The following is a 23,510-nucleotide window of genomic DNA, read 5'->3' as shown; positions in this document are numbered from 1 at the left end:
AAATCTCCTTCCTGTGCCCGGATTAGCGTCGTCGGCGACGGCTCTGTTTTGCTTCTGCTTTTGGTTTACTTTTCACTATAACGTCCGGGACGGCCGGTTGTGAAATAGGAAATACCGGTAGCGCGTTAAGCAGACGCTTGCCATAGCTTTTGGTGAGCAGACGTTTATCGTAGATCACCACTTCGCCGTGACAGCTATGGCTTCTGATCAGTCGCCCCACCTGCTGGATCAGGTTAAAGGAAGCGCTCGGCAGACTCTGTACTTCAAAAGGGTAGCGGTTGAGGCTTTTCAGCCATTCGCCTTCGGTGATCACCACCGGGCTGTCGATAGGCGGGAAGGCGATTTTATGGATATGCACCTGCGTCAGGTAATCGCCTTTCAGATCCAGCCCTTCGGCAAAGGATTGCAGGCCGACCAGCACGCTGCGCTCGCCGCCGTCGATGCGTTTACGGTGCAGCTCCACCAGCCGGTAACGTGGCTGATCCCCCTGCACCAGCAGCAACAGCCGCAGGTCGGTGACAAAAGTCAGAAACAGCTGCATGGCGCGTCCGCTGGCAAACAGCACCAGCATGCCTTTATGGACTTTGCTCTCCAGCTGTTCCCGAAAATAGGTCGCCATCTCCGCGATGTGCCGCTCTTCATGCTCCATCAGCGGTTCGTACTTCATCTGCGGGATAACGATTTTTCCCTGCTCGACATGATTAAAGGGCGAATCCAGCGCCACAAAACGGTCCCCCGCTTTCTCTTTCAGGCCGCTCATCTCCTGAAGCCGGGTGAAGCTGTTCAGCGAGCGCAGCGTGGCGGAGGTGACGATAATGTGCGGCACGCTGCGCCACAGCAGCTTTTCCAGCTGATCGCTGACGCGAATGCCGACACAGTGGAAGAACAGATGCAGCTGGCCGTCGCGCAGCTCGCGCGTCGCCCATTTCGATACCGGCGCGCCGGACGCCTGCGCCATAGACGCCAGCCGCCACAGCTTGCTCTGGCCTTCAAACATGCCGAGGGCGCGGTTCATTTGCAGGATCACCCGGTGCAGACGCACGATGTCGTGCTGGCCGGTCTTCTCGCTCAGATCGCTTAAGAAGAGATCTGCCAGCCCGCGCAGCATGTCGGTGAGCTTTGCCAGCCGCTGGCAGATCTCCATGATTTCATCCGGCAGCTCGCCCATCGCAAAACGATGCTCAGCCGCCTGGCCTGCGGGCATGTACAGATTCAGAATATTGTTCAGCGAGGCGATCAGTTCATACAGCTCCTCGCAGTGGGCATTCAGCCGCTCCGGCGTCGCCAGCGGCGGCGTGGTTTTCGGGCGGAACTGCTCCATGCAGGTGGACACCAGTTTGGTGAACAGATCCAGCTGCAGGCGGTACCAGGGCGCGCTGATCTCCGCGCTCATCTCCAGCGCATCCCGCGCCACATCCGGCAGATGATGGCCTTCATCCAGTACCAGCAGCAGGTTTTTCGGCTCCGGCAGCACGGCTTCAGATTCCATCGCCGCCATCACCAGCGCGTGGTTTGCCACCACAACTTCCGCTTCCTGCACTTCCCGGCGCGCGACGAAGAACGGGCATTCCTTGTAGTAGTGGCAGTTACGGTTCAGACAGCTGGCTTTATCGGTTGAGAGCCGCGCCCAGAGCGCGTCTTCAATGTTCTGATCGGTGTGATCGCGCAGGCCGTCCCATTTGTAGCTGTCGAGATCGGCTTTAAGCTTTGCACAGCGCTGCTGCTCTTCTTTGCTGCCCGGCGTCAGCTCGTCGTCCATAAAGGCCAGCAGATCCTGTTGCATGGCGTCGCTGCTGGCAAGGGCCGCAAGATTACGCGGACAGACATAGCGCCCGCGCCCGAAGGCGGCAGTAAAGCGCAGATCGGGGATGATTTTCTTCAGCAACGGCAGGTCTTTACTGAAGATCTGGTCCTGCAACGCCACGTTAGCGGTGCTGACCACCAGCGTTTTTTGCTCCTCGCGGGCGATAGCGATGCCGGGGATCAAATAGGAGAGGGTTTTACCGACGCCGGTGGGCGCTTCGATCGCCAGATGCCGCCCCTCTTCACCGGCGAGGGTTTTCGCCACATCGGCAATCATCTGCCGTTGCGGTGCGCGGGGAATAAAATCCGGGATCTGTTGTTGTAGCGCCTTGTACCAGGCGGCAATCTGCGTTTTTAGCGCGGCGGATAAGCCCATCGGGAAACCTGAAACACTGTATAAACAGCCACTATTGTGGCATTTTTAGCGTTCAGGCAGTACCTTTTTTTGCCGCCTCTGGAAGGCGGCTCGTAAAAACGGGAGAAGTTACCTTCTCCCGCTCCGCTTAGCGCAGTTCAGGCCAGTACTCTTTGTTGGCCTCGATCAGCGCATCCAGCACTTTGCGGGCTTTTTTCGCATCCACAATGGTGCGGTTGAGGGTCAGCGCCTGCAACGCTTTGGTGTAAGAGCCTTCAAACCAGGCCTCCACCGTCAGTCGCTCATAGGCAAACTGCTGCTCGATAAGCCCTTTGTAGAAGGTGGGGATTTTGCCGACGCCATACGGACGCGCGCCGTTAACGCCGATTTCCGCCACCACTTCCACCATCACGTCGTCGTCAAGGTTCTCCACCAGACCGTTGTTTTCCAGCATGACGATGAATTTCTTCTTCAGATTGAAGGCGATGGCTTCCGCCAGCTCAACAATCATGTCGCCATGCGCGTCGTTATGCACGACTTTAACGTTTTGGGTGGTGCCTTCCGCCACCGCCGTGCGGCACTCCTCAAACACGCGTTTTTCGCGACCGTTCATCACTTCGTTGGCGCGGGTAAAATTCGGATCCAGTTTGGAGAATTTGTATTCCGGATAGAGGTAGTACTGCAAATAGGTATTCGGCAGATAGTCCGGGAAATCGCGCAGCATATCGGCGACGGCGGCGTAGGTGTCCAGCCAGGACTGATCGCGCTGCTCGGCATCCGCCGGTTTAAAGCCGTTGTCGGAAATAATGGCTTTCAGTTCCGGCACCAGATCGACACCGTTTTCATCGTACAGGTGGGTGAACCAGCCGAAGTGGTTAAGACCAAAATAGACCGGCTCGAAGTTTTCCGGATTGCGTCCCAGCAGGCGACCGTAAGAGCGCAGCAGGTTCACCGGCTGGTCGCAGATATTCATGATGCGATCGTCGTCCGGGAAACGCTGGTTCAGCGCGTCGGCGACAATGGCCGCCGGGTTGGTATAGTTGAGGATCCACGCCTTCGGTGAGCGGGCGCGCACATCTTCCACCAGCTGGATCATGTCGCGGATCGAGCGCATACCGTAGGCGAAGCCGCCTGCGCCACATGTTTCCTGACCGATCACGCCGAGGCTCAGCGGAATTTTTTCATCTTTTTCGCGCATCGCGTAGCCGCCGGTGCGCATCTGGCAGAAGATGAAATCCATATCGGTGAAGGCCACGTCTTTATCCGTGGTGTAGGTAAATTCCAGTTCCGGGTATTCTTCCCGGAACAGCACTTTCGCATACTCGCCAATGACCGCCTGGCGCTCTTCATTAACGTCAAACATCACCAGTTTCTTCAGCGGCAGACGCGCCTTGAGTTTGCATAATGCTTTTAATAAACCCGGCGTCCAGGTGGAACCACCGCCAACTAATACGATATTAAAAGTGTTTTTCATCATCAGTTCTCTTATTGCGTCTGTTGAATTAAATTTTGTTTTACGGCGCTGGCGATGCTTTCCACCTGCGGTCCGTAAATAACCTGAAGATCGTTCTCCGTCGTACGAATAAACCCACTGGCTCCGCTCTGTTTCAGCGCGGCTTCGTCCACTTTCGCCATATCGCGCAGTTTCACGCGCAGACGGGTAAAGCAGCAGTCAACGTGCTGAATATTCTCGCTGCCGCCCAGACCTTTCACGATCAGTGCGGTTTCACCGGACGGCTCCCCTGCCCCTGCCAGTACGCTGCGCACGCTCTCTTCATCTTCACGACCCGGCGTTCTAGCATTGGTGCGCAAAATGACCCATTTGAAAACGAAGTAGTACGCCGGCGCCCAGATAGCGCCCTGTAGCAGACTGAACCACCAGTGGGTTTTCGTGCCGCCCAGTACGCCGAACACCATAAAGTCGATAAAGCCGCCCTGAATATTGCCGATCATCACCTCCAGCAACTGCGCGCCGGCAAAAGAGAGCCCGGACATGATGGCGTGGAATATGAACAGGATGGGTGAGACAAAGATGAAGCTGAATTCCAGCGGCTCGGTGATACCGGTGGTAAAGGAGGCCAGCGCGCCCGCCATCATCAGCGCTTTAACCCGCTGTTTATGCTCAGGTCGGGCACAGCGATAAATAGCCAGCGCGGCAGCGGGTAAACCGAACATCATCACCGGGATTTTGCCCTGCGCCAGGAAACGCGTGGCTTCGCGGGTAATGTCATCTGCCAGCGCGCCAGGATGCGCCAGCGCATAGTTGAAGATAGAGAGCGCGCCGATCACGCTTTCGTTATCGACATGCACCATGCCGCCGACCGGGGTGAAACGCACGGTTTCATTAAGAATATGGTGCAGGCCGGTCGGGATCAGAATGCGTTCGGTAAAGGCATAAACAAAGGTGCCGAACGGCCCGGACTCGCCAATAAATTCGCCGATATGAATAATCGCCGTGGCAATAACCGGCCAGATTAACGACATTAAGACGCCGACCAGCGGCAGGACCACCACGGTAATAATAGGGACAAAGCGGCGGCCACCAAAATAGGCGATGGCCGCCGGGAGTTTAATCATATAAAAACGGTTATGCAGTAATACCGTGACCATACCGGCAATCACCCCGCCGAGTACGCTCATCTGATAGGAAAATATCCCCAGCGTGCTGGCGAATTCCGCGGAATACATCACCGCTTCGGTCTGGCTATAACCTTTTTCAACAAAGGCGGCCACGGAGGTGGTGGTGGGCGTTAAGCCCTGCACCAGCAGGCTGAAATTGACGCCGACGTGAAAGGTAATAAAGCCGATCACCGCTGCCAGCGCCGCCGTGGGTTTTTCATCCCGCGCCAGCCCAATGGCGGCGGCAATGGCAAAGAGCAACGGTAAATTGGCAAACAGCGATCCGGCCACCTTACGAATAAAACCGATGATGTGCTGCATCATCTGCGCATTCATCATGTCAGCACTGACAATCGCCGGATTCTGCAATGCCGCTGCAAGGCCAAGAAATATCCCGGCGGCGGCAATCACCGAAATCGGCATCATTAATGCCTTTCCTAAATCTTGTAAAAACTCGCCAGCGCGACTCATAGCGTGATCCTTATTGAAGTAAGTGATTTACGGATCGAAGACCTGCCATGAGTATAGCCAGTTAACATGTATAGTTGTCTAGCCCACTTATTTTATAACCAGAGATGGATCACAAATTCGCCGTTATTTACGGCCGTTCAGCGGTAAGCGTGAAGCGGTAATGCTGTTGGTTGTAATAGATTTCAGAAACTTCGAAGGGAATGCCTTCCGCAAGCCAGGCGACGGAAGTGGCATGTAGTACGGGTTCGTCACGATTAATACCGAGCATATCCCGCACGTCCTGGGACGGCAGCTCGGCGCGGATCTCTTTCTCTGAGCGGGCGACGGTATGTCCCTTGCGGCTGATGTAAGCGTATTTCGAAGCGTTGAGATCGGCTTCGCTCAGATCGGAAAACGGGGCGAGTAACATCCACGACTGCTCAAACACGAAGGGGATGTCATCCAGCAGGCGCAGGCGTTTCATAAACCAGACCTCTTCCCCGGCCTGCAATTGCAGTTTGTCGGCAATATCACCGGGCGCAGGCTGGCGGGACAGGCAGATCAGGCGGTTTATCACCGGATCATCAAGACCGAGGGTGGCTTCGCTGGAGGAGAGATGACGATCGAGAGGTAACGGAATGCGGAGGATTTTTTTTGGATGGGCGACAAAGGTGCCCTGACCGCGACGGCGCTCCACTTTTCCCTGACGCACCAGATAATCCACGGCTTTGCGCGCGGTCATGCGCGACACCGAAAACTGCTGGCAGAGTTCATTTTCCGATGGAATGACGTCGCCCGGACGTAAATCACCGGCGCAGATACGGCGGGTCAGATACTGTTCAAGCTGTAAATATACCGGGACGGCAGAATGTTTATCGATCATCAGAGCGCTCCGCACAGAGTGAAGCGTATGTTAGCGATCCGCTGACAAAGTGACAACGCGGATTTTCCCTCTCCCGCAGGAGAGGGCGTTCCGGTTACTGGGCCGCCGGTTTGCGCGGACGCGGACGACGCGGTTTTTCACCGGCTGGTTTTGACTCGCTGCTACGGCGTGCCCCAGGCGCTGCGCTGTCGTTACGGCGTGGCTGCTGGCTGCGGCCATTGCCGCCCTGCCCGCGTCCACCGCCGCCGCCACGCTGCTGGCGACCGTTCTGAATAGGTTCCGCCTTGATGGACGGATCCGGCTCATAGCCCGGTACGGCGATACGCGGGATCTCTTTTTTCAGCAGACGTTCAATATCGCGCAGCAGTTTGTGCTCATCGACGCACACCAGCGATAAAGCCTCGCCGGTGGCGGCAGCACGGCCTGTACGGCCAATACGGTGCACATAGTCTTCCGGCACGTTAGGCAGTTCATAGTTCACCACGTGCGGCAGCTCTTCGATGTCCAGTCCACGGGCGGCGATATCCGTCGCCACCAGTACGCGCAGATCGCCGGATTTGAAATCAGCCAGCGCCCGGGTACGTGCGCCCTGACTTTTATTGCCGTGGATCGCCGCGCTGCGGATGCCGTCTTTGTTAAGCTGCTCCGCCAGATGGTTCGCGCCGTGCTTGGTACGGGTAAACACCAGCACCTGCCGCCAGTCGCCCTGGCCGATCAGCTGTGACAGCAGTTCCCGTTTGCGTTTTTTATCCACAAAGTGAACGTGCTGGGTGATCTGCTCAGAGGCGGTGTTACGACGCGCCACTTCGATTTCCAGCGGGTTATGCAGCAGCTTTTCCGCAAGTCCCTTGATCTCATCCGAGAAGGTGGCGGAGAACAGCAGGTTCTGACGCTTTTTCGGCAGCTTCGCCAGCACACGACGGATGTCGTGAATGAAACCCATGTCGAGCATGCGATCTGCTTCGTCCAGCACGAGGATCTCCACGCTGTCGAGCTTCACGGCGTTCTGGTGTTCCAGATCCAGTAAACGTCCCGGTGTCGCCACCAGTACGTCCACGCCGCCGCGCAGTTTTAGCATCTGCGGGTTAATGCTCACGCCGCCGAAAACCACCAGCGAGCGGATATTCAGGTATTTGCTGTATTCACGGACGTTTTCGCCCACCTGGGCCGCCAGCTCACGGGTTGGCGTCAGGATCAGCGCGCGCACCGGACGGCGGGCTTTGCTGTGCGGCTCGTTGTTCACCAGGTGCTGCAGTAACGGCAGCGTGAAGCCTGCGGTTTTGCCGGTACCGGTTTGAGCGCTGGCCATCAGGTCGCGCCCCTGCAACACGGCCGGAATGGCCTGCTGCTGAATAGGAGTAGGTTCGCGGTAGCCCTGCTCGGCAACGGCGCGCAGGATCTCAGGGTTTAAACCCAGTTCATCAAAAGACATAACAACTCCGAACCGCCCCGACCGTTACCGGTGTAGTTTTCAGGGAGATCAGTAACGTGACGGATGACAAAAACCACAATGTCATGAAGAGGCGGAGTGTAGCAGCTTTTGTGACATACCGCATAAATTATCCCGAAGGCGGTTGTCAGCAAAATAATTCACTGTACTGGACAAGGTCAAAAAACAGGCATAATGTTAATCAATCGATTGATTAATTTTTAATGACGCCATGAATGCATCCCTGAAAACCAGCAAAGGCGAACAGGCAAAAGGCCTGCTGATCAAAGCAGCGCTGGCGCAGTTCGGTGAGTATGGCCTGAATGCCACCACCCGCGAGATCGCCGCGCAGGCCGGGCAAAACATTGCCGCCATCCCCTACTATTTTGGTTCGAAAGAGGATCTTTACCTCGCCTGCGCCCAGTCGATTGCCGACTTTATCGGCGAGAATTTCCGTGCCCATGCCGAGGCCGCCGAGCGTCTGCTGGCGCAGCCCGCACCGGACAAAGCCGCCATCCGCGAGCTGATCCTGCGCGCCTGCAACAATATGATCCAGCTGCTGACCGAAGATGAAACCCTGCCGCTGAGCAAATTTATCTCCCGCGAGCAGCTCTCCCCTACCCGCGCCTATCACCTGATCCATGAGCAGGTGATCGATCCCTTACATAGCCATTTAACGCGCCTGATCGCCGCCTTTACCGGGCGCGACGCCGGGGATACGCGCACGATTCTGCACACTCACGCCCTGCTCGGCGAGATCCTCGCCTTCCGTCTCGGACGGGAAACCATTTTACTGCGCGCAGGCTGGCAGGCGTTTGATGCCGGAAAATGCGCGCAAATCTATGAAGTCATCTGCTGCCATCTCGATCTTATCCTCGAAGGATTAACGTTAAGGAGTCAGGAGTCATGAAAAAACCGGTGATTATCGCGCTGGCGATGGTGGCGGTGCTCGCTGTTATCGGCGCGGGCACGCTGTGGTATCAGAGCCGTCAGGATCAGCCGCTGACGCTGTACGGCAACGTGGATATTCGCACGGTGAATCTCAGCTTTCGCGTCGGCGGCCGTTTACAGACGCTGAACGTCGATGAAGGGGACCGGCTGAAAGCGGGCCAGACGCTGGGCGTGCTGGATCGCGCCCCTTATGAGAACGCGCTGTTGCAGGCGAAGGCCAATGTCTCCACCGCGCAGGCGAAATACGATCTGACCATTGCGGGCTACCGTGATGAGGAGATCGCCCAGGCGGTGGCGGCGGTCAATCAGGCGCGCGCGGCCTATGACTATGCGCAAAACTTTTATCAGCGCCAGCAGGGGCTGTGGAAAAGCCGGGTGATCTCCGCCAACGATCTGGAAAATGCCCGTTCGTCACGGGATCAGGCGCAGGCCAGCCTGAAATCGGCGCAGGATAAGCTCAGCCAGTTCCGCGCCGGGAACCGGCCGCAGGAAATCGCCCAGGCAAAAGCGGGCCTTGAACAGGCACAGGCGCAGCTGGCCCAGGCGGAGCTGGATCTGCATGACACCACGCTGGTCGCGCCGTCCGACGGTACGGTGTTGACCCGCGCCGTGGAGCCGGGCAGTATGCTGAATGCGGGTAGCACGGTGTTAACCCTGTCCCTCACCCGCCCGGTGTGGGTGCGCGCCTATATCAATGAACAGAGCCTCGGCGAGGCGCGCCCAGGCCGCGAAATCCTGCTCTATACCGATAGCCGCCCGGATAAGCCCTATCACGGCAAAATCGGCTTTGTTTCGCCAACGGCGGAGTTCACGCCGAAAACTGTCGAGACGCCGGATCTGCGCACCGACCTGGTGTATCGCCTGCGCATTATCGTCACCGATGCCGACGATAACCTGCGCCAGGGGATGCCGATCACCGCCACCTTCCAGGATGCCGCGGCGCATGAGTAATGACGGCATCCAGTTAAGCGGCCTGGTTAAACGCTTTGCCGGGATGGACAAGCCCGCCGTGGCGCGGCTGGACTGCGGGATCGCCTCCGGCTACGTCACCGGCCTGGTCGGGCCGGACGGCGCGGGCAAAACCACGCTGATGCGGATGCTGGCCGGGCTGATGAAGCCTGATGAGGGGGAAGCGCGGGTGCTGGGCTTCGATCCTGTCCAGGACGACCGCGCTCTGCATGCGGTGCTGGGCTATATGCCGCAAAAATTCGGCCTGTACGAAGATTTAACGGTGATGGAAAACCTCAATCTGTATGCCGATCTGCGCAGCGTCACCGGCGAAGCGCGAAAACAAACTTTTGCCCGGCTGCTGGAATTTACGGCCCTTGGCCCCTTCACCGGGCGGCTGGCGGGAAAACTTTCCGGCGGTATGAAGCAGAAGCTGGGGCTGGCCTGCACGCTGGTGGGCGAGCCGAAAGTGCTGCTGCTGGACGAGCCGGGGGTCGGCGTCGATCCCATCTCCCGCCGGGAGCTGTGGCAGATGGTGCATGAGCTGGCCGGGGACGGCATGCTGATTTTGTGGAGCACCTCCTATCTGGACGAGGCGGAACAGTGCCGCGATGTGCTGCTGATGAACGAAGGCGAGCTGCTGTATCAGGGCGAGCCAAAAGCGCTGACGCAAACCATCGCCGGACGCAGTTTTCTGCTGCACAGCCCGCAGGAAAATAACCGTCGTCTGTTGCAGCGCGCGCTGAAGCTGCCGCAGGTGAGCGACGGCATGATCCAGGGCAAATCGGTACGCCTGATCCTCAAAAAAGAGGCCACCGCCGACGATATTCGCCAGGCGCCCGGTATGCCGGACATTGAGATCGCTGAAACCGCGCCGCGCTTTGAGGATGCCTTTATCGATCTGCTCGGCGGCGCGGGGGCGTCAGAATCCCCGCTCGGCGCTATTCTGCACACCGTTACTGGCAGCGTGGACGAAACGGTGATCGAAGCGCAGTCCCTGACCAAAAAATTCGGCGATTTCGCCGCCACCGATCACGTGGATTTCAGCGTCAAACGCGGGGAGATCTTCGGCCTGCTCGGGCCGAACGGCGCGGGGAAATCCACCACCTTTAAAATGATGTGCGGCCTGCTGGTGCCGACGTCCGGTAAAGCGCTGGTGTTAGGGATGGATCTGAAAGTCAGCTCCGGCAAAGCGCGGCAGCATCTCGGCTATATGGCGCAAAAATTCTCGCTGTACGGCAACCTGAGCGTTGAACAGAACCTGCGCTTTTTCTCCGGCGTCTATGGCCTGCGTGGGCGGGCGCAGGAGGAGAAAATCAACCGTATGAGCGAGGCGTTCGGCCTGAAAACGCTGGCCGGACAGGCGACGGACTCTCTGCCGCTCGGCTTTAAGCAGCGGCTGGCGCTGGCCTGCTCGCTGATGCACGAGCCGGATATTCTGTTTCTGGATGAGCCGACCTCCGGCGTCGATCCCCTCACCCGCCGTGAATTCTGGCTGCACATTAACAGCATGGTGGAAAAAGGCGTCACCGTGATGGTGACCACGCACTTTATGGACGAAGCGGAGTACTGCGATCGTATTGGCCTGGTGTATCGCGGCAAGCTGATCGCCAGCGGTACGCCGGACGATCTTAAAGCGCAGGCCGCCGACGATGCGCAGCCGGATCCGACCATGGAGCAGGCCTTTATCCGCCTGATCAACGACTGGGACGAGGAGCATGCCAATGAGTAGTTCCGCTATAAGCTGGCGGCGGGTGCGCGCGCTGTGCGTGAAAGAGACGCGGCAGATCGTGCGCGACCCCAGCAGCTGGCTGATCGCCTTTGTCATTCCGCTGCTGTTGCTGTTTATCTTCGGCTACGGCATTAACCTTGATTCCAGCAAGCTGCGCGTCGGCGTTTTGCTTGAGCAGCGCAGCGAGGAGGCGCTGGATTTCACCCATGCAATGACCGGCTCCCCCTATATTGACGCCACCATCAGCAACAGCCGTCCACAGCTGATTGAAATGATGCAGGCGGGACGCATTCGCGGTCTGGTGGTGATCCCGGTGGATTTCGCCGAAAAAATGGCGCGCCCCGGCGATGATGCGCCGGTGCAGGTGATCACCGACGGCAGCGAGCCGAATACCGCCAACTTTGTGCAGGGCTATGTGCAGGGCATCTGGCAGCTGTGGCAGACCCAGCGCGCCAGCGATCGTGGGGAAACCTTTGAACCGCTGATCGACGTGCAGATGCGCTACTGGTTTAACCCGGCGGCCATCAGCCAACATTTTATTATTCCCGGCGCGGTGACCATCATTATGACGGTGATCGGCGCAATTCTTACCTCGCTGGTGGTGGCGCGGGAGTGGGAGCGCGGCACTATGGAGGCGCTGCTCTCCACCGAGGTGACGCGCGGCGAGCTGCTATTGTGCAAGCTGATCCCCTACTATTTTCTCGGCATGCTGGCGATGCTGCTGTGCATGCTGGTGTCGGTGTTCGTGCTGGGCGTGCCCTACCGCGGCTCGCTGTTGATACTGTTTTTGATCACCAGTCTGTTTTTACTGAGCACGCTCGGCATGGGGCTGTTGATTTCGACCATTACCCGCAACCAGTTTAATGCCGCGCAGGTGGCGCTGAACGCCGCGTTTCTGCCTTCGGTAATGCTGTCCGGCTTTATCTTTCAGATCGACAGTATGCCCGCCGCCATCCGCATGGTGACCTACATTATTCCGGCGCGTTATTTCGCCAGTACCCTGCAAAGCCTGTTTCTGGCGGGAAACATCCCGACGGTGCTGGTGATCAATACGCTGTTTCTGGTGGCCTCGGCGGTGATGTTTATCGGCCTGACGTGGATGAAAACCAAACGGCGGCTGGATTGATTATGCCCGGTGGCGCTGCGCTTACCGGGCCAACAAGGTCGTCAGGATCGTTTTAAGGAGCAAACATGTTTCACCGACTCTGGACGTTAATCCGCAAAGAGCTGCAATCGCTGCTGCGTGAGCCGCAAACCCGCGCCATTCTCGTGCTGCCGGTGCTCATCCAGGTGCTGCTGTTTCCCTTTGCCGCCACCCTGGAAGTGACCAACGCCACCATAGCCATCTATAACGAAGACAACGGCAAACATGCCATCGAGCTGACCCAGCGTTTTGCGCGGGCGAAAGCCTTTACGCACGTCCTCATGCTCAACAGTCCGCAGGAGATCAAGCCGACCATCGACCAGCAAAAAGCCCTGCTGCTGGTCCGCTTCCCGGCGGATTTCTCGCGCAATCTGGATAGCTTCCAGCCTGCGCCGATGCAGCTGATCCTCGACGGGCGCAACTCCAACAGCGCACAGATCGCCGCCAACTATTTACAGCAAATCGTCAAAGACTATCAGCAGGAGTTGCTGGGGGATCGGCCAAAACCGAATAACAGCGAACTGGTGGTGCGCAACTGGTATAACCCGAATCTGGACTATAAATGGTTTGTCGTGCCGTCGCTGATTGCGATGATCACCACCATTGGCGTGATGATTGTCACCTCGCTGTCGGTGGCGCGCGAGCGGGAACAGGGCACCCTGGATCAGCTGCTGGTGTCGCCGCTGGCGACCTGGCAGATCTTCGTCGGCAAGGCGGTACCGGCGTTAATCGTCGCCACCTTCCAGGCCACCATCGTGCTGGCCATCGGTATTTTTGCCTATCAGATCCCCTTTGCCGGATCGCTGCTGCTGTTTTATTTCACCATGGTGATTTACGGACTGTCGCTGGTGGGCTTCGGGCTGTTGATTTCGTCGCTCTGCGCCACCCAGCAGCAGGCGTTTATCGGCGTATTCGTGTTTATGATGCCGGCGATTTTGCTCTCCGGCTATGTGTCGCCGGTGGAAAACATGCCTGTCTGGTTGCAGAATCTGACGTGGGTGAATCCGATCCGCCATTTCACCGACATTACCAAGCAAATTTATCTCAAGGATGCGAGTCTGGGGATCGTATGGGGAAGTTTATGGCCGTTACTGGTGATAACGGCCACGACAGGTTCAGCGGCGTACGCGATGTTTCGTCGTAAAGTGGCCTGAGGTTTTATCTTTCATCAGCAGCGAAATGATTGCCGGACCGGCGAGGATCACCACGCCCGCCAGCGCCAGCAGCAGGTTATTTTGCAGCACGCGGGAGAGCAGCCACAGCACGATCATCGCCGCGCCAAAATACCAGGTGGTGGTCAGCTCTTCGAGGAAATCCCCCAGTTCGCGCCATTTCGCCTCATGGTGACGTTGCAGCGCCAGCATCAGCAGCACGGTGACGCCATAGACCACGCACAGCCCCAGGCCGACATGCACCAGCGCCTTGCTCATCCAGCCCATTATCAGCACTGCGACGACCATTAAATGCAACACAATCTGCCAGCAACTTAAGCCTGTTGCGACACGAATACGCTGTTGCCATCTCATGGCTTATCTCCTTAACGGATATCTAACTGTATTGAGAGTACCGGACTTTACGGAAAAATCCGTAAGGCCGCATCTTTTTGTGACAAGGACTACACTTTATTTTCATCAGGATAGTGACGCGGGAAGGATAAAAATGACGCAACAAACCCGACAGTTTTCTTTGAAAGTGCTCACCATTAATACGCACAAGGGCTTCACAGCATTTAATAAACGCTTCATTTTGCCTGAGTTGCGCGATGCGGTGCGCACCGTCAGCGCGGATATCGTCTGCCTCCAGGAGGTCATGGGCGCGCATGAAGTGCACCCGCTGCACGTCGAGAACTGGCCGGATACCACGCATTATGAATTCCTCGCCGATACCATGTGGAGCGACTTTGCCTATGGCCGCAATGCGGTCTACCCTGAAGGGCACCACGGCAATGCCGTGCTGTCGCGCTACCCGATAGAACACTATGAAAACCGTGATGTGTCGGTGGAGGGCAGCGAAAATCGCGGTCTGCTCTACTGCCGCATTGTGCCGCCGCAATATGACCGGCCAATCCACGTGATTTGCGTCCATCTGGGCCTGCGCGAGGCGCATCGGCAGGCGCAGCTGGATATGCTGGCTGAGTGGGTAAATGCCTTCCCGGAAGGTGAGCCGGTGCTGGTGGCGGGTGATTTTAACGACTGGCTGCAAAAGGCAAATCGTCCCCTGCAAACGAAGGCCGGACTGGAAGAGATTTTTACGCGGGCGCATGGCCGTCCGGCGCGTACTTTTCCGGTTAGTTTCCCGGTGCTACGTCTTGATCGTATTTATGTGAAAAATGCCAGTGCCAGCGCGCCCACGGCGCTTCCGCTGCGCAACTGGCGTCATTTGTCCGATCATGCGCCGCTGAGCGCGGAGATCCATTTATGAAATGTGGCTGGCGAGAAGGGAACCGTATCCAGCTTCTGGAAAACGGTGACGAATATTATCCCGCGGTGTTTGATGCAATCGATCATGCACAGCGCAAAGTGATCCTCGAAACCTTTATCTGGTTTGAGGATGAGGTCGGCAAACAGCTGCACGCGGTGATCCTGCGCGCGGCGCAGCGCGGCGTGGATGTGGAAGTACTCCTGGACGGCTACGGCTCACCGGATTTGAGCGACGAATTTGTCAGTCAACTGACGTCTGCGGGCGTGGTGTTCCGCTATTACGATCCGCGCCCTCCGCTGATGGGCATGCGCACCAACGTGTTCCGCCGAATGCACCGCAAGATCGTGGTGATCGACAATACCATCGCCTTTGTCGGCGGCATTAACTACTCTGCCGAACATATGTCCGATTACGGACCAGAAGCCAAACAGGATTACGCAGTACGGGTGGAAGGCCCGGTGGTGCAGGATATTCTGCAATTTGAACTGGAAAACCTGCCGCAGAACGCGCAAACCCGCCGCTGGTGGCAGCAGCGTCGTCGTCATCTGGCGGAGGAAAACCGCACCCCAGGCGAGGCGCAGGCGCTGTTCGTCTGGCGCGACAACGACGATCACCGGGACGACATTGAGCGTCACTACCTGAAAATGCTCGCCAATGCCAAACGCGAGGTGATCATCGCCAACGCCTATTTCTTCCCCGGCTATCGTCTGCTGCATGCCATGCGCAATGCGGCGCGGCGCGGCGTGCGGGTGAAGTTGATTGTACAGGGCGAACCCGACATGCCGATTGTGAAAGTGGGCGCGGAACTGCTGTACAACTATCTGCTGAAAGGCGGTGTGCAGGTGTATGAATACCGGCGTCGCCCGCTGCACGGCAAAGTGGCGCTGATGGACGATCACTGGGCGACCGTCGGCTCCAGCAACCTCGATCCGCTCAGCCTGTCGCTCAATCTGGAAGCCAACCTGATCATTCATGACCGCGAGTTTAACCAGACGCTACGCGAGAATCTCAACGCGATTATCGCTAATGACTGTAAGCGCGTGGATGAAACCATGGCGCCGAAGCGCACCTGGTGGAACCTGGCCATCAACGTGGTGGTGTTCCACTTCCTGCGTAAATTCCCGGCGCTGGTGGGATGGTTGCCAGCCCATACGCCGCGGCTGGCGCAGGTGCCCGCGCCGGTACAGCCTGAAATCGAAACCCAGGATCGTGTCACTCCCGAAAACTCTGAGGTAAAACCCTGATGGCAAAATCGCATCCGAAGTGGCGTCTTGCCAAAAAAATCCTGACATGGGTGTTTTTTATCGCCATGGCAGTTCTGCTGGTGGTGTATGCGCGCACGGTGAACTGGGAAGATGTCTGGGAGGTGATCCGCAACTATAACCGCACGACGCTGCTGATTGCGCTGGGTCTGGTGGTGGTGAGCTATCTGCTCTACGGCTGTTACGATCTGCTGGCGCGCACCTACTGCGGGCATAAGCTGGCGGCGCGGCAGGTGATGCTGGTGTCCTTTGTCTGCTATGCCTTTAACCTGACGTTAAGCACCTGGGTTGGCGGTATCGGCATGCGCTACCGGCTCTATTCCCGCCTGGGGCTGCCGGGCAGCACCATCACGCGTATTTTCTCCCTGAGTATCACCACGAACTGGCTGGGCTATATTCTGCTTGGCGGCATTATCTTCACCTTTGGCGTGGTGGAACTGCCCGCCCACTGGTATATCGACGAAGGTACGCTGCGTATTGCGGGCGTGGTGCTGCTGGCGTTTATCGCCGCCTATATGTGGTTCTGCGCCTTTGCCAAACGTCGCCATGCCACCATCAAAGGCCAGAAGCTGGTGCTGCCGTCGTGGAAGTTTGCGCTGGCGCAGATGGCGATCTCCAGCGCCAACTGGATGGCGATGGGGGCTATTATCTGGCTGCTGCTGGGCCAGGAAGTGAACTATTTCTTCGTGCTGGGCGTCCTGCTGGTGAGCAGTATCGCAGGGGTGATCATTCATATCCCGGCGGGTATCGGCGTGCTGGAAGCGGTGTTTATTGCGCTGCTGGCGGGGGAACATACGTCTAAAGGGGCAATTATCGCCGCCCTGCTCGCTTACCGTATGCTGTATTACTTTATCCCGCTGCTGCTGGCGCTGGTGTGTTACCTGCTGCTGGAAAGCCGGGCGAAGAAGCTACGGGCGAAGAACGAGAAGGCGATGGCGAAGTAAGATTAGTATCGCCCGGTGGCGCGCAGCGATCCGGGCCTACGCGTTCTGTAGATAACGTAGGCCGGGCAAACAACGTGCCGCCCGGCTCTGTTATTATCAGCGGCGGTTACCGAAAATCCGCAGCAGCATCAGGAACAGGTTAATAAAGTCCAGATACAGCGTCAGCGCGCCGAGGATCGAATAACGACGCAGGTTAGTGCTGTCGCGGGTATCGATATTCTCGCCAATGTTTTTCAGCTTCTGCGTGTCATAGGCCGTCAGCCCCACAAACACAATCACCCCGATATAGGTCACCGCCCACATCAGCGCTTCGCTTTTCAGCCAGAAGTTAACCAGCGAAGCCAGCACGATACCGATCAGCGCCATAAACAGCATGTTGCCGAAGCCGCTCAAATCACGCTTAGTGGTGTAACCGTAGAGGCTCATCGCGCCAAACATCCCGCCGGCCACCACAAAGGTGCTGGCAATAGAGGAGTAGGTGTAGACGATAAAAATACTGGAAATCGTCAGCCCGGTGAGCGCGGAATAGAGCATAAACAGCGTGGTGGCCATACCCGCGCTCAGGCGATGCACCATGCCGGAAAGCACGAACACCAGCGCCAGCTGCGCAATCACCAGCCCGAAAAAGGTAATTTTGCTGGAGAAGACGAACATCATTACCGCCGGGGTATTCGCAGAATACCAGGCAATAAAGGCGGTCAACAGCAGACCGCAGGTCATCCAGCCATACACCTGCGCCATATAGGTTTGCAGCCCGCTGCGCGCCTCGACAATCGAACCGCTTCCTGGGTATCTGTCCATGATTAACTCCTGATTAAGTGAAGAGACTATAAGGTTAACACATCCCTGCGAAAGCGGGTCACCAGCGTTCGGCGGCCTGCTTATCGCTGTCACGCGCGTCCACCCAGCGGCTGCCTTCCGGCGTGGCTTCACGCTTCCAGAACGGCGCGCGGGTTTTCAGATAATCCATAATAAACTGCGCGGCTTCAAAGGCGGAACTGCGGTGCGCGCCGGTGACGCCGACAAACACGATTTCATCGCCCGGCCATAATTCCCCGATGCGGTGAATAACGGATACCCGTTGCAGCGGCCAGCGCGCGCGGGCGTCGCTGACGATCTCAGCCAGCGCTTTCTCGGTCATACCGGGATAGTGTTCAAGGGTCAGCGCGCTGACGCTGTCGCCCAGATTATGATTACGCACTTTGCCGGTAAAGGTGACCACCGCTCCGTCTTCATCGCAGGCGGCCAGCCACTGATATTCGTCGCCGACGCTGAAATTTTCATGACCCACGCGGATACGGGTATTTTCCATCAGCTTAACCTCCGGTTACCGGCGGGAAGAAGGCCACTTCGTCGCCTTCGCGCAGCGGGTGGTTAAAATCCACCAGCGTCTGATTGACCGCCGCCAGCAGCTTGCCGGACTCCAGCGCCAGCGCCCAGCGATCGCTTTTCGCCGCCAGCGCCGCACGCAGCTGTTCTACGCTTGCATATTCGGCCTTAACGTCCAGCCCGTCGCAGGCCACCAGTTCGCGCACCTGCGCAAAAAACAGCACCTTAATCATCGCTATCCACCCTGAAATCGCCGGATTTTCCGCCGCTTTTCGCCAGCAGGCGCAGCGGGCCAATGACCATGTCCTTCTGTACGGCTTTGCACATGTCGTAAATAGTCAGCGCCGCCACGGAGGCGGCGGTCAGCGCTTCCATTTCGACGCCGGTTTTTCCGGTCAGCCGGCAGAGGGACTCAATGCGCACACGGTGATGTTCGGGTTCGGCGCGAAGATTGACTTCCACTTTGCTGAGCATCAGCGGATGGCACAGCGGGATCAGATCCCAGGTGCGCTTGGCGGCCTGAATGCCCGCAATGCGCGCGGTGGCAAACACATCGCCTTTGTGGTGACTGCCGTCAATGATCATCTGTAACGTTTCCGGGCGCATGGTGACAAAGGCTTCGGCGCGCGCTTCACGCACGGTTTCAGCCTTGCCGGACACATCCACCATATGCGCTTCGCCTGCGGCGTTAATGTGGGTCAACTGAGACATGGTTTATTTCTTTAAATGAGGATGAAAATTGCACGGACGGGTGCGTGCGTCGAGCTGCGGGGCGATGATATTTTCCCAGGCGGTGCGGCAGGCTTTCGTCGAGCCGGGCATGGCAAAAATCAGCGTATTATTGGCGATGCCCGCAATAGCGCGGGATTGCAGCGTCGAGGTGCCAATCTCTTCGAACGACAGCATACGGAACACTTCCCCGAAACCTTCCACTTCGCGGTCAAACAGCGGCAGCAGCGCTTCCGGGGCCTGATCGCCGGCGGTGAATCCGGTGCCGCCGGTGATTAATACCACCTGTACGTCGTCCGAGGCGATCCACGCGGAAACCTGCGCACGAATGGCGTAGCGGTTCTCTTTAACAATCGCTTTGTCGACGATGTGATGCCCGACTTCCTGCGCGGCGTCGCGCAGATAGTGGCCGGAAGTATCGTCCTCTTCGGTGCGACGGCTGGTGACGGTTAAAATGGCGATACGGGTCGGGATAAAATCTGCACTGACCTGACTCATAAAGGATCTCCTTATTCGGTGTTACCCGCCGATATACGACAGATTTTGCGTAATACCGGTATTGCCCTGATGCAGGAAATGGGTCTGCTTTTTATGCGTCAGCGCCTCTGAAATTCGCGCTTCCAGCGCAGCCTGCTGGCTGTCATCGGCAAGCAGATCGCGCAGGCTGACGCCGCCGTCGCCGAACAGGCACAGGTGCAGCTTGCCGACGGACGAGACGCGCAGACGGTTGCAGGTGGCGCAGAAGTCTTTCTCATACGGCATGATGAGGCCGATTTCGCCTTCATAGTCCGGGTGGCAGAACACCTGCGCCGGGCCGTCGCTGCGCTGACGGAGCTTCTGGATCCAGCCACGGCGCAGCAGTTCATCGCGCAGCACCATGCCGGAGAGATGATGTTTGCGGAACAGCTCGCTGCCCTCGCCGGTTTCCATCAGTTCGATAAAGCGCAGCTGGATGGGACGCGACTGGATCCACGCCAGGAACGTATCCAGCTGATGATGGTTAACATCGCGCATCAGCACGGTATTCACTTTGACTTTCTCAAAGCCCGCGGTAAAGGCGGCGTCGATGCCGTCCATCACCTGGCGGAATTTATCCTGGCCGGTAATGGCGTGAAACTGGCGGGCATCAAGGCTGTCGACGCTGACGTTAATCGCCGTCAGCCCGGCATCGCGCCAGCTCTGCACGTCGCGCGCCATGCGATAACCGTTGGTGGTCACCGCAATCTGGCGGATAGCGGCGTTTTCGCGTACCGCGGCGATAATGTCGGTGAAATCGCGGCGCAACGAGGGTTCCCCGCCGGTCAGACGCACTTTTTCCGTGCCGAGCGCGGCAAAGGTACGGGTGACGCGACGAATTTCGTCGAGGCTGAGAAAGCTTTTGTTCGTCACGCCACCCGGCTTGTAGCCATCGGGCAGACAATAGGTGCAACGAAAATTGCACACGTCGGTAATAGACAAACGCAGGTAATAAAACTTACGCGCGAATGCATCGGTAAGTTGTGAGGCCATGTACACCTTTCCAGATACGGGAGGTGCAGTCATTTCTTCCTGCACCCTGGTGGCGGTTCGCCACGGCCAAAGCACCCTATCATTAAGACGTAGGCGCAGAGGCTAGAGTGTGTTTAGTTAGCAAGCTCAGGCGATAATATCGCGATACGACCTGTTCCGCCATCCTTGCATAGCGCTATATAATTAACTACATAGCGACATAATCGTGCATTTTCATTACAGACTACGCGATAATCCCGGCCTTGCATTGATATGTGTCATCTTCCCCCCGACGTGACATCGTCATAAAGGGGTATTTCGGGTAACGTAACGTGATTTTTTCGACATAAGGACTGGCTATGCGCAATCGCACTCTTGCGGATCTCGACAGGGTTGTCGCCCTCGGCGGCGGGCACGGGCTGGGACGGGTGATGTCTTCCCTCTCCTCGCTCGGCTCCCGTTTAACCGGCATCGTGACCACCACCGATAATGGCGGCTCGACCGGACGCATTCGTCGTTCTGAAGGCGGCATCGCCTGGGGCGATATGCGTAACTGTCTTAACCAGCTTATCACCGAGCCAAGCGTCGCCTCGGCGATGTTCGAGTACCGCTTCACCGGCAACGGCGAGCTGGCGGGGCATAACCTGGGCAACCTGATGCTGAAAGCGCTGGATCATCTCAGCGTCCGGCCGCTGGAGGCCATTAACCTGATCCGTAATCTGCTGAAGGTGGACGCCTTTCTGATCCCGATGTCGGAGCAGCCGCTGGATCTGATGGCGCTCGACAGCGAAGGCCATGCGGTATATGGCGAAGTGAATATCGATCAGCTGACGCAGCCGGTGCAGGAGCTGATGCTGTTCCCCAGCGCCCAGGCCACCCGCGAGGCGGTGCAGGCCATTGCCGAAGCGGATTTGATTTTAATCGGGCCGGGGAGTTTTTACACCAGCCTGCTGCCGCTGCTGCTGCTCGACAATCTGGCGCAGGCGCTGCGCCGCACTCCGGCTCCGGTGGTCTATATCGGTAATCTTGGCAAAGAACTCAGCGTCGCCGCCGCCAGCCTCAGCCTGAACGACAAGCTGGCGCTGATGGAGCAGTACGTCGGCAAACGCATTATTGACGCGGTGGTGGTTGGCCCGACGGTGGACGTTTCGTCGGTGACAGACCGCATCGTGATCCAGGACGTGCTGGAAGCCAGCGACGTGCCCTACCGCCATGACCGCCGCCTGCTGCGCGCGGCGCTGGAGCGTGCGGTGCAAAGCCTTGGCTGACAGCATTCCCCTCGCCTGTTACGAGGGGAAACACTTTACTCAGCGCTTTCTTAAGTTCTTAAGGTTGGCTTAACCCTTGTCTGTGAACATGCCTGGTATATTCTCACAGGACCTTCACTATGCGCCGTATTCCGCTTCGCCGCCCTGCAATGAGTCGCCTGACTTTTTTGCTGCTGTTTTCTGTTTATATTGCTGTTTTCCTCAACCTCATTTATTACCGTCAGGCCTGGGCCCTGTTACCCGTTAACTCGGCTTACAATCTGGCGGTGTTTCTGTCGATGCCGCTGGTGGCGTTCAGCGTGATTAATATCATCGCAACGCTGGCTTCTTTTCTGTGGCTGGATCGGCTGGTGATCGCGGTGTTTATTTTGCTCAGCGCCGCCACGCAGTATTTCATCTGGACCTACGGCATCATTATTGACCGCTCGATGATTGCCAATATGCTGGATACCACGCCAGCGGAATCCTTCGCCCTGATGACGCCGCAGTTAATTTTGACCATAGGCCTTTCCGGTATTGCCATGGCGATCCTCGCCTTTGTGGTGAAATTCAAAAAAAGCCGTACGCGTGTACATAGCGCCGCTATGCGCTGTGTGAATATTCTCGCGTCTGTGGCGATAATATTGCTTATCGCCGCCTGCTTTTATAAAGATTACGCCTCGCTGTTTCGCAATAATAAAGAGCTGGTGAAATCCCTTGGCCCGTCGAACAGCATCAGCGCCCTCCTGTCTTATGATGTTCATCACCGTATGGATAATCTGCCGCTGGTCCGGCTGGGCGAGGACGCAACACTTACCCCCGCGATGCACAAGCCGCAGACCAAACACCTGACTATTCTGATCGTTGGCGAAACTTCCCGAGCGGATAACTTCGCGCTGTCAGGCTATCCACGAGATACTAATCCGCTGCTGTCGAAAGACAATGTGGTCTATTTCCCGAAAACCACCTCCTGCGGGACGGCGACGGCAATTTCGGTGCCCTGCATGTTTTCCGGCATGCCGCGCAAAAATTACAATGAACAACTCGCGCATCATCGTGAAGGTTTGCTGGATATTGTGCAGCGCGCGGGAATATCAGTGCAGTGGAATGAAAATGACGGCGGCTGTAAAGGTGCCTGCGACCGTGTGCCGCACCAGGATATGACGAAACTGAATCTGGCAGATTATTGCATTGCGGGCGAATGCCAGGATGAAATTCTGTTTCACGATCTGCAAAAATCTATCGACAGTTTTCCCGGTGACGGGCTGATCGTATTACATACTATTGGCAGCCATGGGCCGACCTACTATAACCGCTATCCGCCGCAGTTCCGCAAATTCACCCCAACCTGCGACACCAATGAAATCCAGACCTGTTCCCGCGAGCAGCTGGTTAACACCTATGATAATACGGTGCTGTACGTGGATTATATTGTCGATAAGGCGATTAAATTATTGCAGGCGCAGCCGGACAACGTCACCACCAGCCTGATGTATCTTTCCGATCACGGCGAATCCTTAGGTGAAAATGGCGTTTATTTGCACGGTCTGCCCTATTCCATCGCGCCGGATTCACAAAAACATATTCCGATGGTGATCTGGCTTTCCGACCAGTATCAGAAAGGTCACGCTGTGAATTACAGCTGCCTGAAAAAACGCGCCAGCGCGGAAGCATTTTCCCAGGATAATCTGTTCTCAACGATGTTAGGGTTAGTGGGCGTACAAACCAGCGAGTATCATGCGGCAGATGATATTCTCGCGCCGTGCAGGGGGTAAT

At 57.3% G+C, this 23,510-nt stretch carries 22 protein-coding genes and 1 riboswitch; of the genes, 10 read left to right on the top strand and 12 right to left on the bottom strand.

Translation table 11 applies throughout. The features are described 5' to 3' along the window. Window positions 1–22 precede the first annotated feature (22 nt). The 5 genes from dinG to rhlE all read right to left on the bottom strand — a co-directional run bounded on the left by dinG (window position 23) and on the right by rhlE (window position 7,542). Window positions 23–2,179, bottom strand: coding sequence for an ATP-dependent DNA helicase DinG (gene dinG / locus BMF08_RS12600; protein WP_072567909.1), 2,157 nt, complete (start codon window positions 2,177–2,179; stop codon window positions 23–25). Window positions 2,180–2,306: 127 nt separating this feature from the next. Continuing rightward, window positions 2,307–3,635 carry a 6-phospho-alpha-glucosidase gene (locus tag BMF08_RS12595; RefSeq protein WP_234007181.1) on the bottom strand — a complete coding sequence of 443 codons (1,329 nt, stop codon included), beginning with the start codon at window positions 3,633–3,635 and terminating at the stop codon, window positions 2,307–2,309. A gap of 8 nt (window positions 3,636–3,643) precedes the next feature. Next, entirely contained in the window at window positions 3,644–5,248 is a 1,605-nt protein-coding gene (locus tag BMF08_RS12590) for a PTS transporter subunit EIIC (RefSeq protein ID WP_072567908.1), read from the bottom strand. A gap of 127 nt (window positions 5,249–5,375) precedes the next feature. Beyond that, window positions 5,376–6,110 (bottom strand): GntR family transcriptional regulator, encoded by a 735-nt coding sequence (locus BMF08_RS12585; RefSeq protein ID WP_234007180.1) that lies wholly within the window; start codon window positions 6,108–6,110, stop codon window positions 5,376–5,378. Window positions 6,111–6,204: 94 nt separating this feature from the next. After that, entirely contained in the window at window positions 6,205–7,542 is a 1,338-nt protein-coding gene (rhlE, locus tag BMF08_RS12580) for an ATP-dependent RNA helicase RhlE (RefSeq protein WP_072567907.1), read from the bottom strand. Window positions 7,543–7,771: 229 nt separating this feature from the next. On the opposite strand from rhlE, the gene cecR reads away from it, so the two are divergent. The 5 genes from cecR (at window position 7,772) to BMF08_RS12555 (ending at window position 13,468) form a co-directional block, all read left to right on the top strand. After that, on the top strand, window positions 7,772–8,449 hold the full coding sequence (cecR, locus tag BMF08_RS12575) for a transcriptional regulator CecR (protein WP_072567906.1): 678 nt from the start codon (window positions 7,772–7,774) through the stop codon (window positions 8,447–8,449). Further along, complete coding sequence (hlyD, locus tag BMF08_RS12570; RefSeq protein WP_072567905.1) at window positions 8,446–9,441, top strand: secretion protein HlyD; 996 nt, start codon at window positions 8,446–8,448, stop codon at window positions 9,439–9,441. The genes cecR and hlyD overlap by 4 nt, the downstream gene beginning before the upstream one ends. Next, window positions 9,434–11,170: an ATP-binding cassette domain-containing protein gene (locus tag BMF08_RS12565; protein WP_072567904.1), complete on the top strand. Its 1,737-nt coding sequence runs from the start codon at window positions 9,434–9,436 to the stop codon at window positions 11,168–11,170. Before hlyD ends, BMF08_RS12565 begins: the two co-directional genes overlap by 8 nt. After that, window positions 11,163–12,296: an ABC transporter permease gene (locus BMF08_RS12560; protein WP_072567903.1), complete on the top strand. Its 1,134-nt coding sequence runs from the start codon at window positions 11,163–11,165 to the stop codon at window positions 12,294–12,296. The genes BMF08_RS12565 and BMF08_RS12560 overlap by 8 nt, the downstream gene beginning before the upstream one ends. A 65-nt stretch (window positions 12,297–12,361) precedes the next feature. Continuing rightward, complete coding sequence (locus tag BMF08_RS12555; RefSeq protein WP_072567902.1) at window positions 12,362–13,468, top strand: ABC transporter permease; 1,107 nt, start codon at window positions 12,362–12,364, stop codon at window positions 13,466–13,468. On the opposite strand, the gene BMF08_RS12550 is transcribed toward BMF08_RS12555, so the two are convergent. Continuing rightward, the gene (locus tag BMF08_RS12550; RefSeq protein WP_072567901.1) at window positions 13,430–13,840 is read right to left on the bottom strand and encodes a YbhQ family protein; all 411 of its coding nucleotides are present in this window, start codon (window positions 13,838–13,840) and stop codon (window positions 13,430–13,432) included. The genes BMF08_RS12555 and BMF08_RS12550 overlap by 39 nt on opposite strands. Before the next feature lie 133 nt (window positions 13,841–13,973). On the opposite strand from BMF08_RS12550, the gene BMF08_RS12545 reads away from it, so the two are divergent. Genes BMF08_RS12545 through BMF08_RS12535 form a run of 3 tightly spaced genes read left to right on the top strand, consistent with a single transcriptional unit; the run spans window position 13,974 to window position 16,941 of the window. Continuing rightward, window positions 13,974–14,735 (top strand): endonuclease/exonuclease/phosphatase family protein, encoded by a 762-nt coding sequence (locus BMF08_RS12545; RefSeq protein WP_072567900.1) that lies wholly within the window; start codon window positions 13,974–13,976, stop codon window positions 14,733–14,735. Continuing rightward, on the top strand, window positions 14,732–15,979 hold the full coding sequence (gene clsB, locus BMF08_RS12540) for a cardiolipin synthase ClsB (protein ID WP_072567899.1): 1,248 nt from the start codon (window positions 14,732–14,734) through the stop codon (window positions 15,977–15,979). The genes BMF08_RS12545 and clsB overlap by 4 nt, the downstream gene beginning before the upstream one ends. Beyond that, on the top strand, window positions 15,979–16,941 hold the full coding sequence (locus BMF08_RS12535) for a lysylphosphatidylglycerol synthase domain-containing protein (RefSeq protein ID WP_072567898.1): 963 nt from the start codon (window positions 15,979–15,981) through the stop codon (window positions 16,939–16,941). The genes clsB and BMF08_RS12535 overlap by 1 nt, the downstream gene beginning before the upstream one ends. 96 nt (window positions 16,942–17,037) lie before the next feature. Here the strand turns inward: BMF08_RS12535 and BMF08_RS12530 are convergent, their stop codons facing one another. The 6 genes from BMF08_RS12530 to moaA all read right to left on the bottom strand — a co-directional run bounded on the left by BMF08_RS12530 (window position 17,038) and on the right by moaA (window position 20,508). Then, the gene (locus BMF08_RS12530; RefSeq protein WP_072567897.1) at window positions 17,038–17,742 is read right to left on the bottom strand and encodes a Bax inhibitor-1/YccA family protein; all 705 of its coding nucleotides are present in this window, start codon (window positions 17,740–17,742) and stop codon (window positions 17,038–17,040) included. A 58-nt stretch (window positions 17,743–17,800) separates the two neighbouring features. Next, complete coding sequence (gene moaE, locus BMF08_RS12525; RefSeq protein WP_072567896.1) at window positions 17,801–18,253, bottom strand: molybdopterin synthase catalytic subunit MoaE; 453 nt, start codon at window positions 18,251–18,253, stop codon at window positions 17,801–17,803. A gap of 4 nt (window positions 18,254–18,257) precedes the next feature. Continuing rightward, window positions 18,258–18,503 (bottom strand): molybdopterin synthase sulfur carrier subunit, encoded by a 246-nt coding sequence (gene moaD / locus BMF08_RS12520; protein WP_072567895.1) that lies wholly within the window; start codon window positions 18,501–18,503, stop codon window positions 18,258–18,260. Further along, window positions 18,496–18,981, bottom strand: a complete 486-nt coding sequence (moaC, locus tag BMF08_RS12515; RefSeq protein ID WP_072567894.1) for a cyclic pyranopterin monophosphate synthase MoaC — start codon at window positions 18,979–18,981, stop codon at window positions 18,496–18,498. The genes moaD and moaC overlap by 8 nt, the downstream gene beginning before the upstream one ends. 3 nt (window positions 18,982–18,984) lie before the next feature. Beyond that, entirely contained in the window at window positions 18,985–19,497 is a 513-nt protein-coding gene (gene moaB / locus BMF08_RS12510; RefSeq protein WP_072567893.1) for a molybdenum cofactor biosynthesis protein B, read from the bottom strand. Window positions 19,498–19,518: 21 nt separating this feature from the next. Then, window positions 19,519–20,508 carry a GTP 3',8-cyclase MoaA gene (moaA, locus tag BMF08_RS12505; protein WP_099458753.1) on the bottom strand — a complete coding sequence of 330 codons (990 nt, stop codon included), beginning with the start codon at window positions 20,506–20,508 and terminating at the stop codon, window positions 19,519–19,521. Next, window positions 20,496–20,630, bottom strand: a riboswitch (molybdenum cofactor riboswitch). Its footprint overlaps the gene before it by 13 nt. A gap of 216 nt (window positions 20,631–20,846) precedes the next feature. Between moaA and yvcK the strand changes: the two genes are divergently transcribed. Together yvcK and eptA are read left to right on the top strand one after the other, a co-directional pair. Then, window positions 20,847–21,755 (top strand): uridine diphosphate-N-acetylglucosamine-binding protein YvcK, encoded by a 909-nt coding sequence (gene yvcK, locus BMF08_RS12500; protein WP_072567892.1) that lies wholly within the window; start codon window positions 20,847–20,849, stop codon window positions 21,753–21,755. 119 nt (window positions 21,756–21,874) lie between these two features. Then, window positions 21,875–23,509, top strand: a complete 1,635-nt coding sequence (gene eptA, locus BMF08_RS12495; protein WP_072567891.1) for a phosphoethanolamine transferase EptA — start codon at window positions 21,875–21,877, stop codon at window positions 23,507–23,509. Window position 23,510: the final 1 nt, after the last annotated feature.

The sequence above is a fragment of the Enterobacter sp. SA187 genome, assembly GCF_001888805.2.
Taxonomy (GTDB): Bacteria; Pseudomonadota; Gammaproteobacteria; order Enterobacterales; family Enterobacteriaceae; genus Enterobacter_D.
Note: the sequence above shows the minus strand (reverse complement) of the source record. Positions and strands in the feature narration are given on the sequence as shown.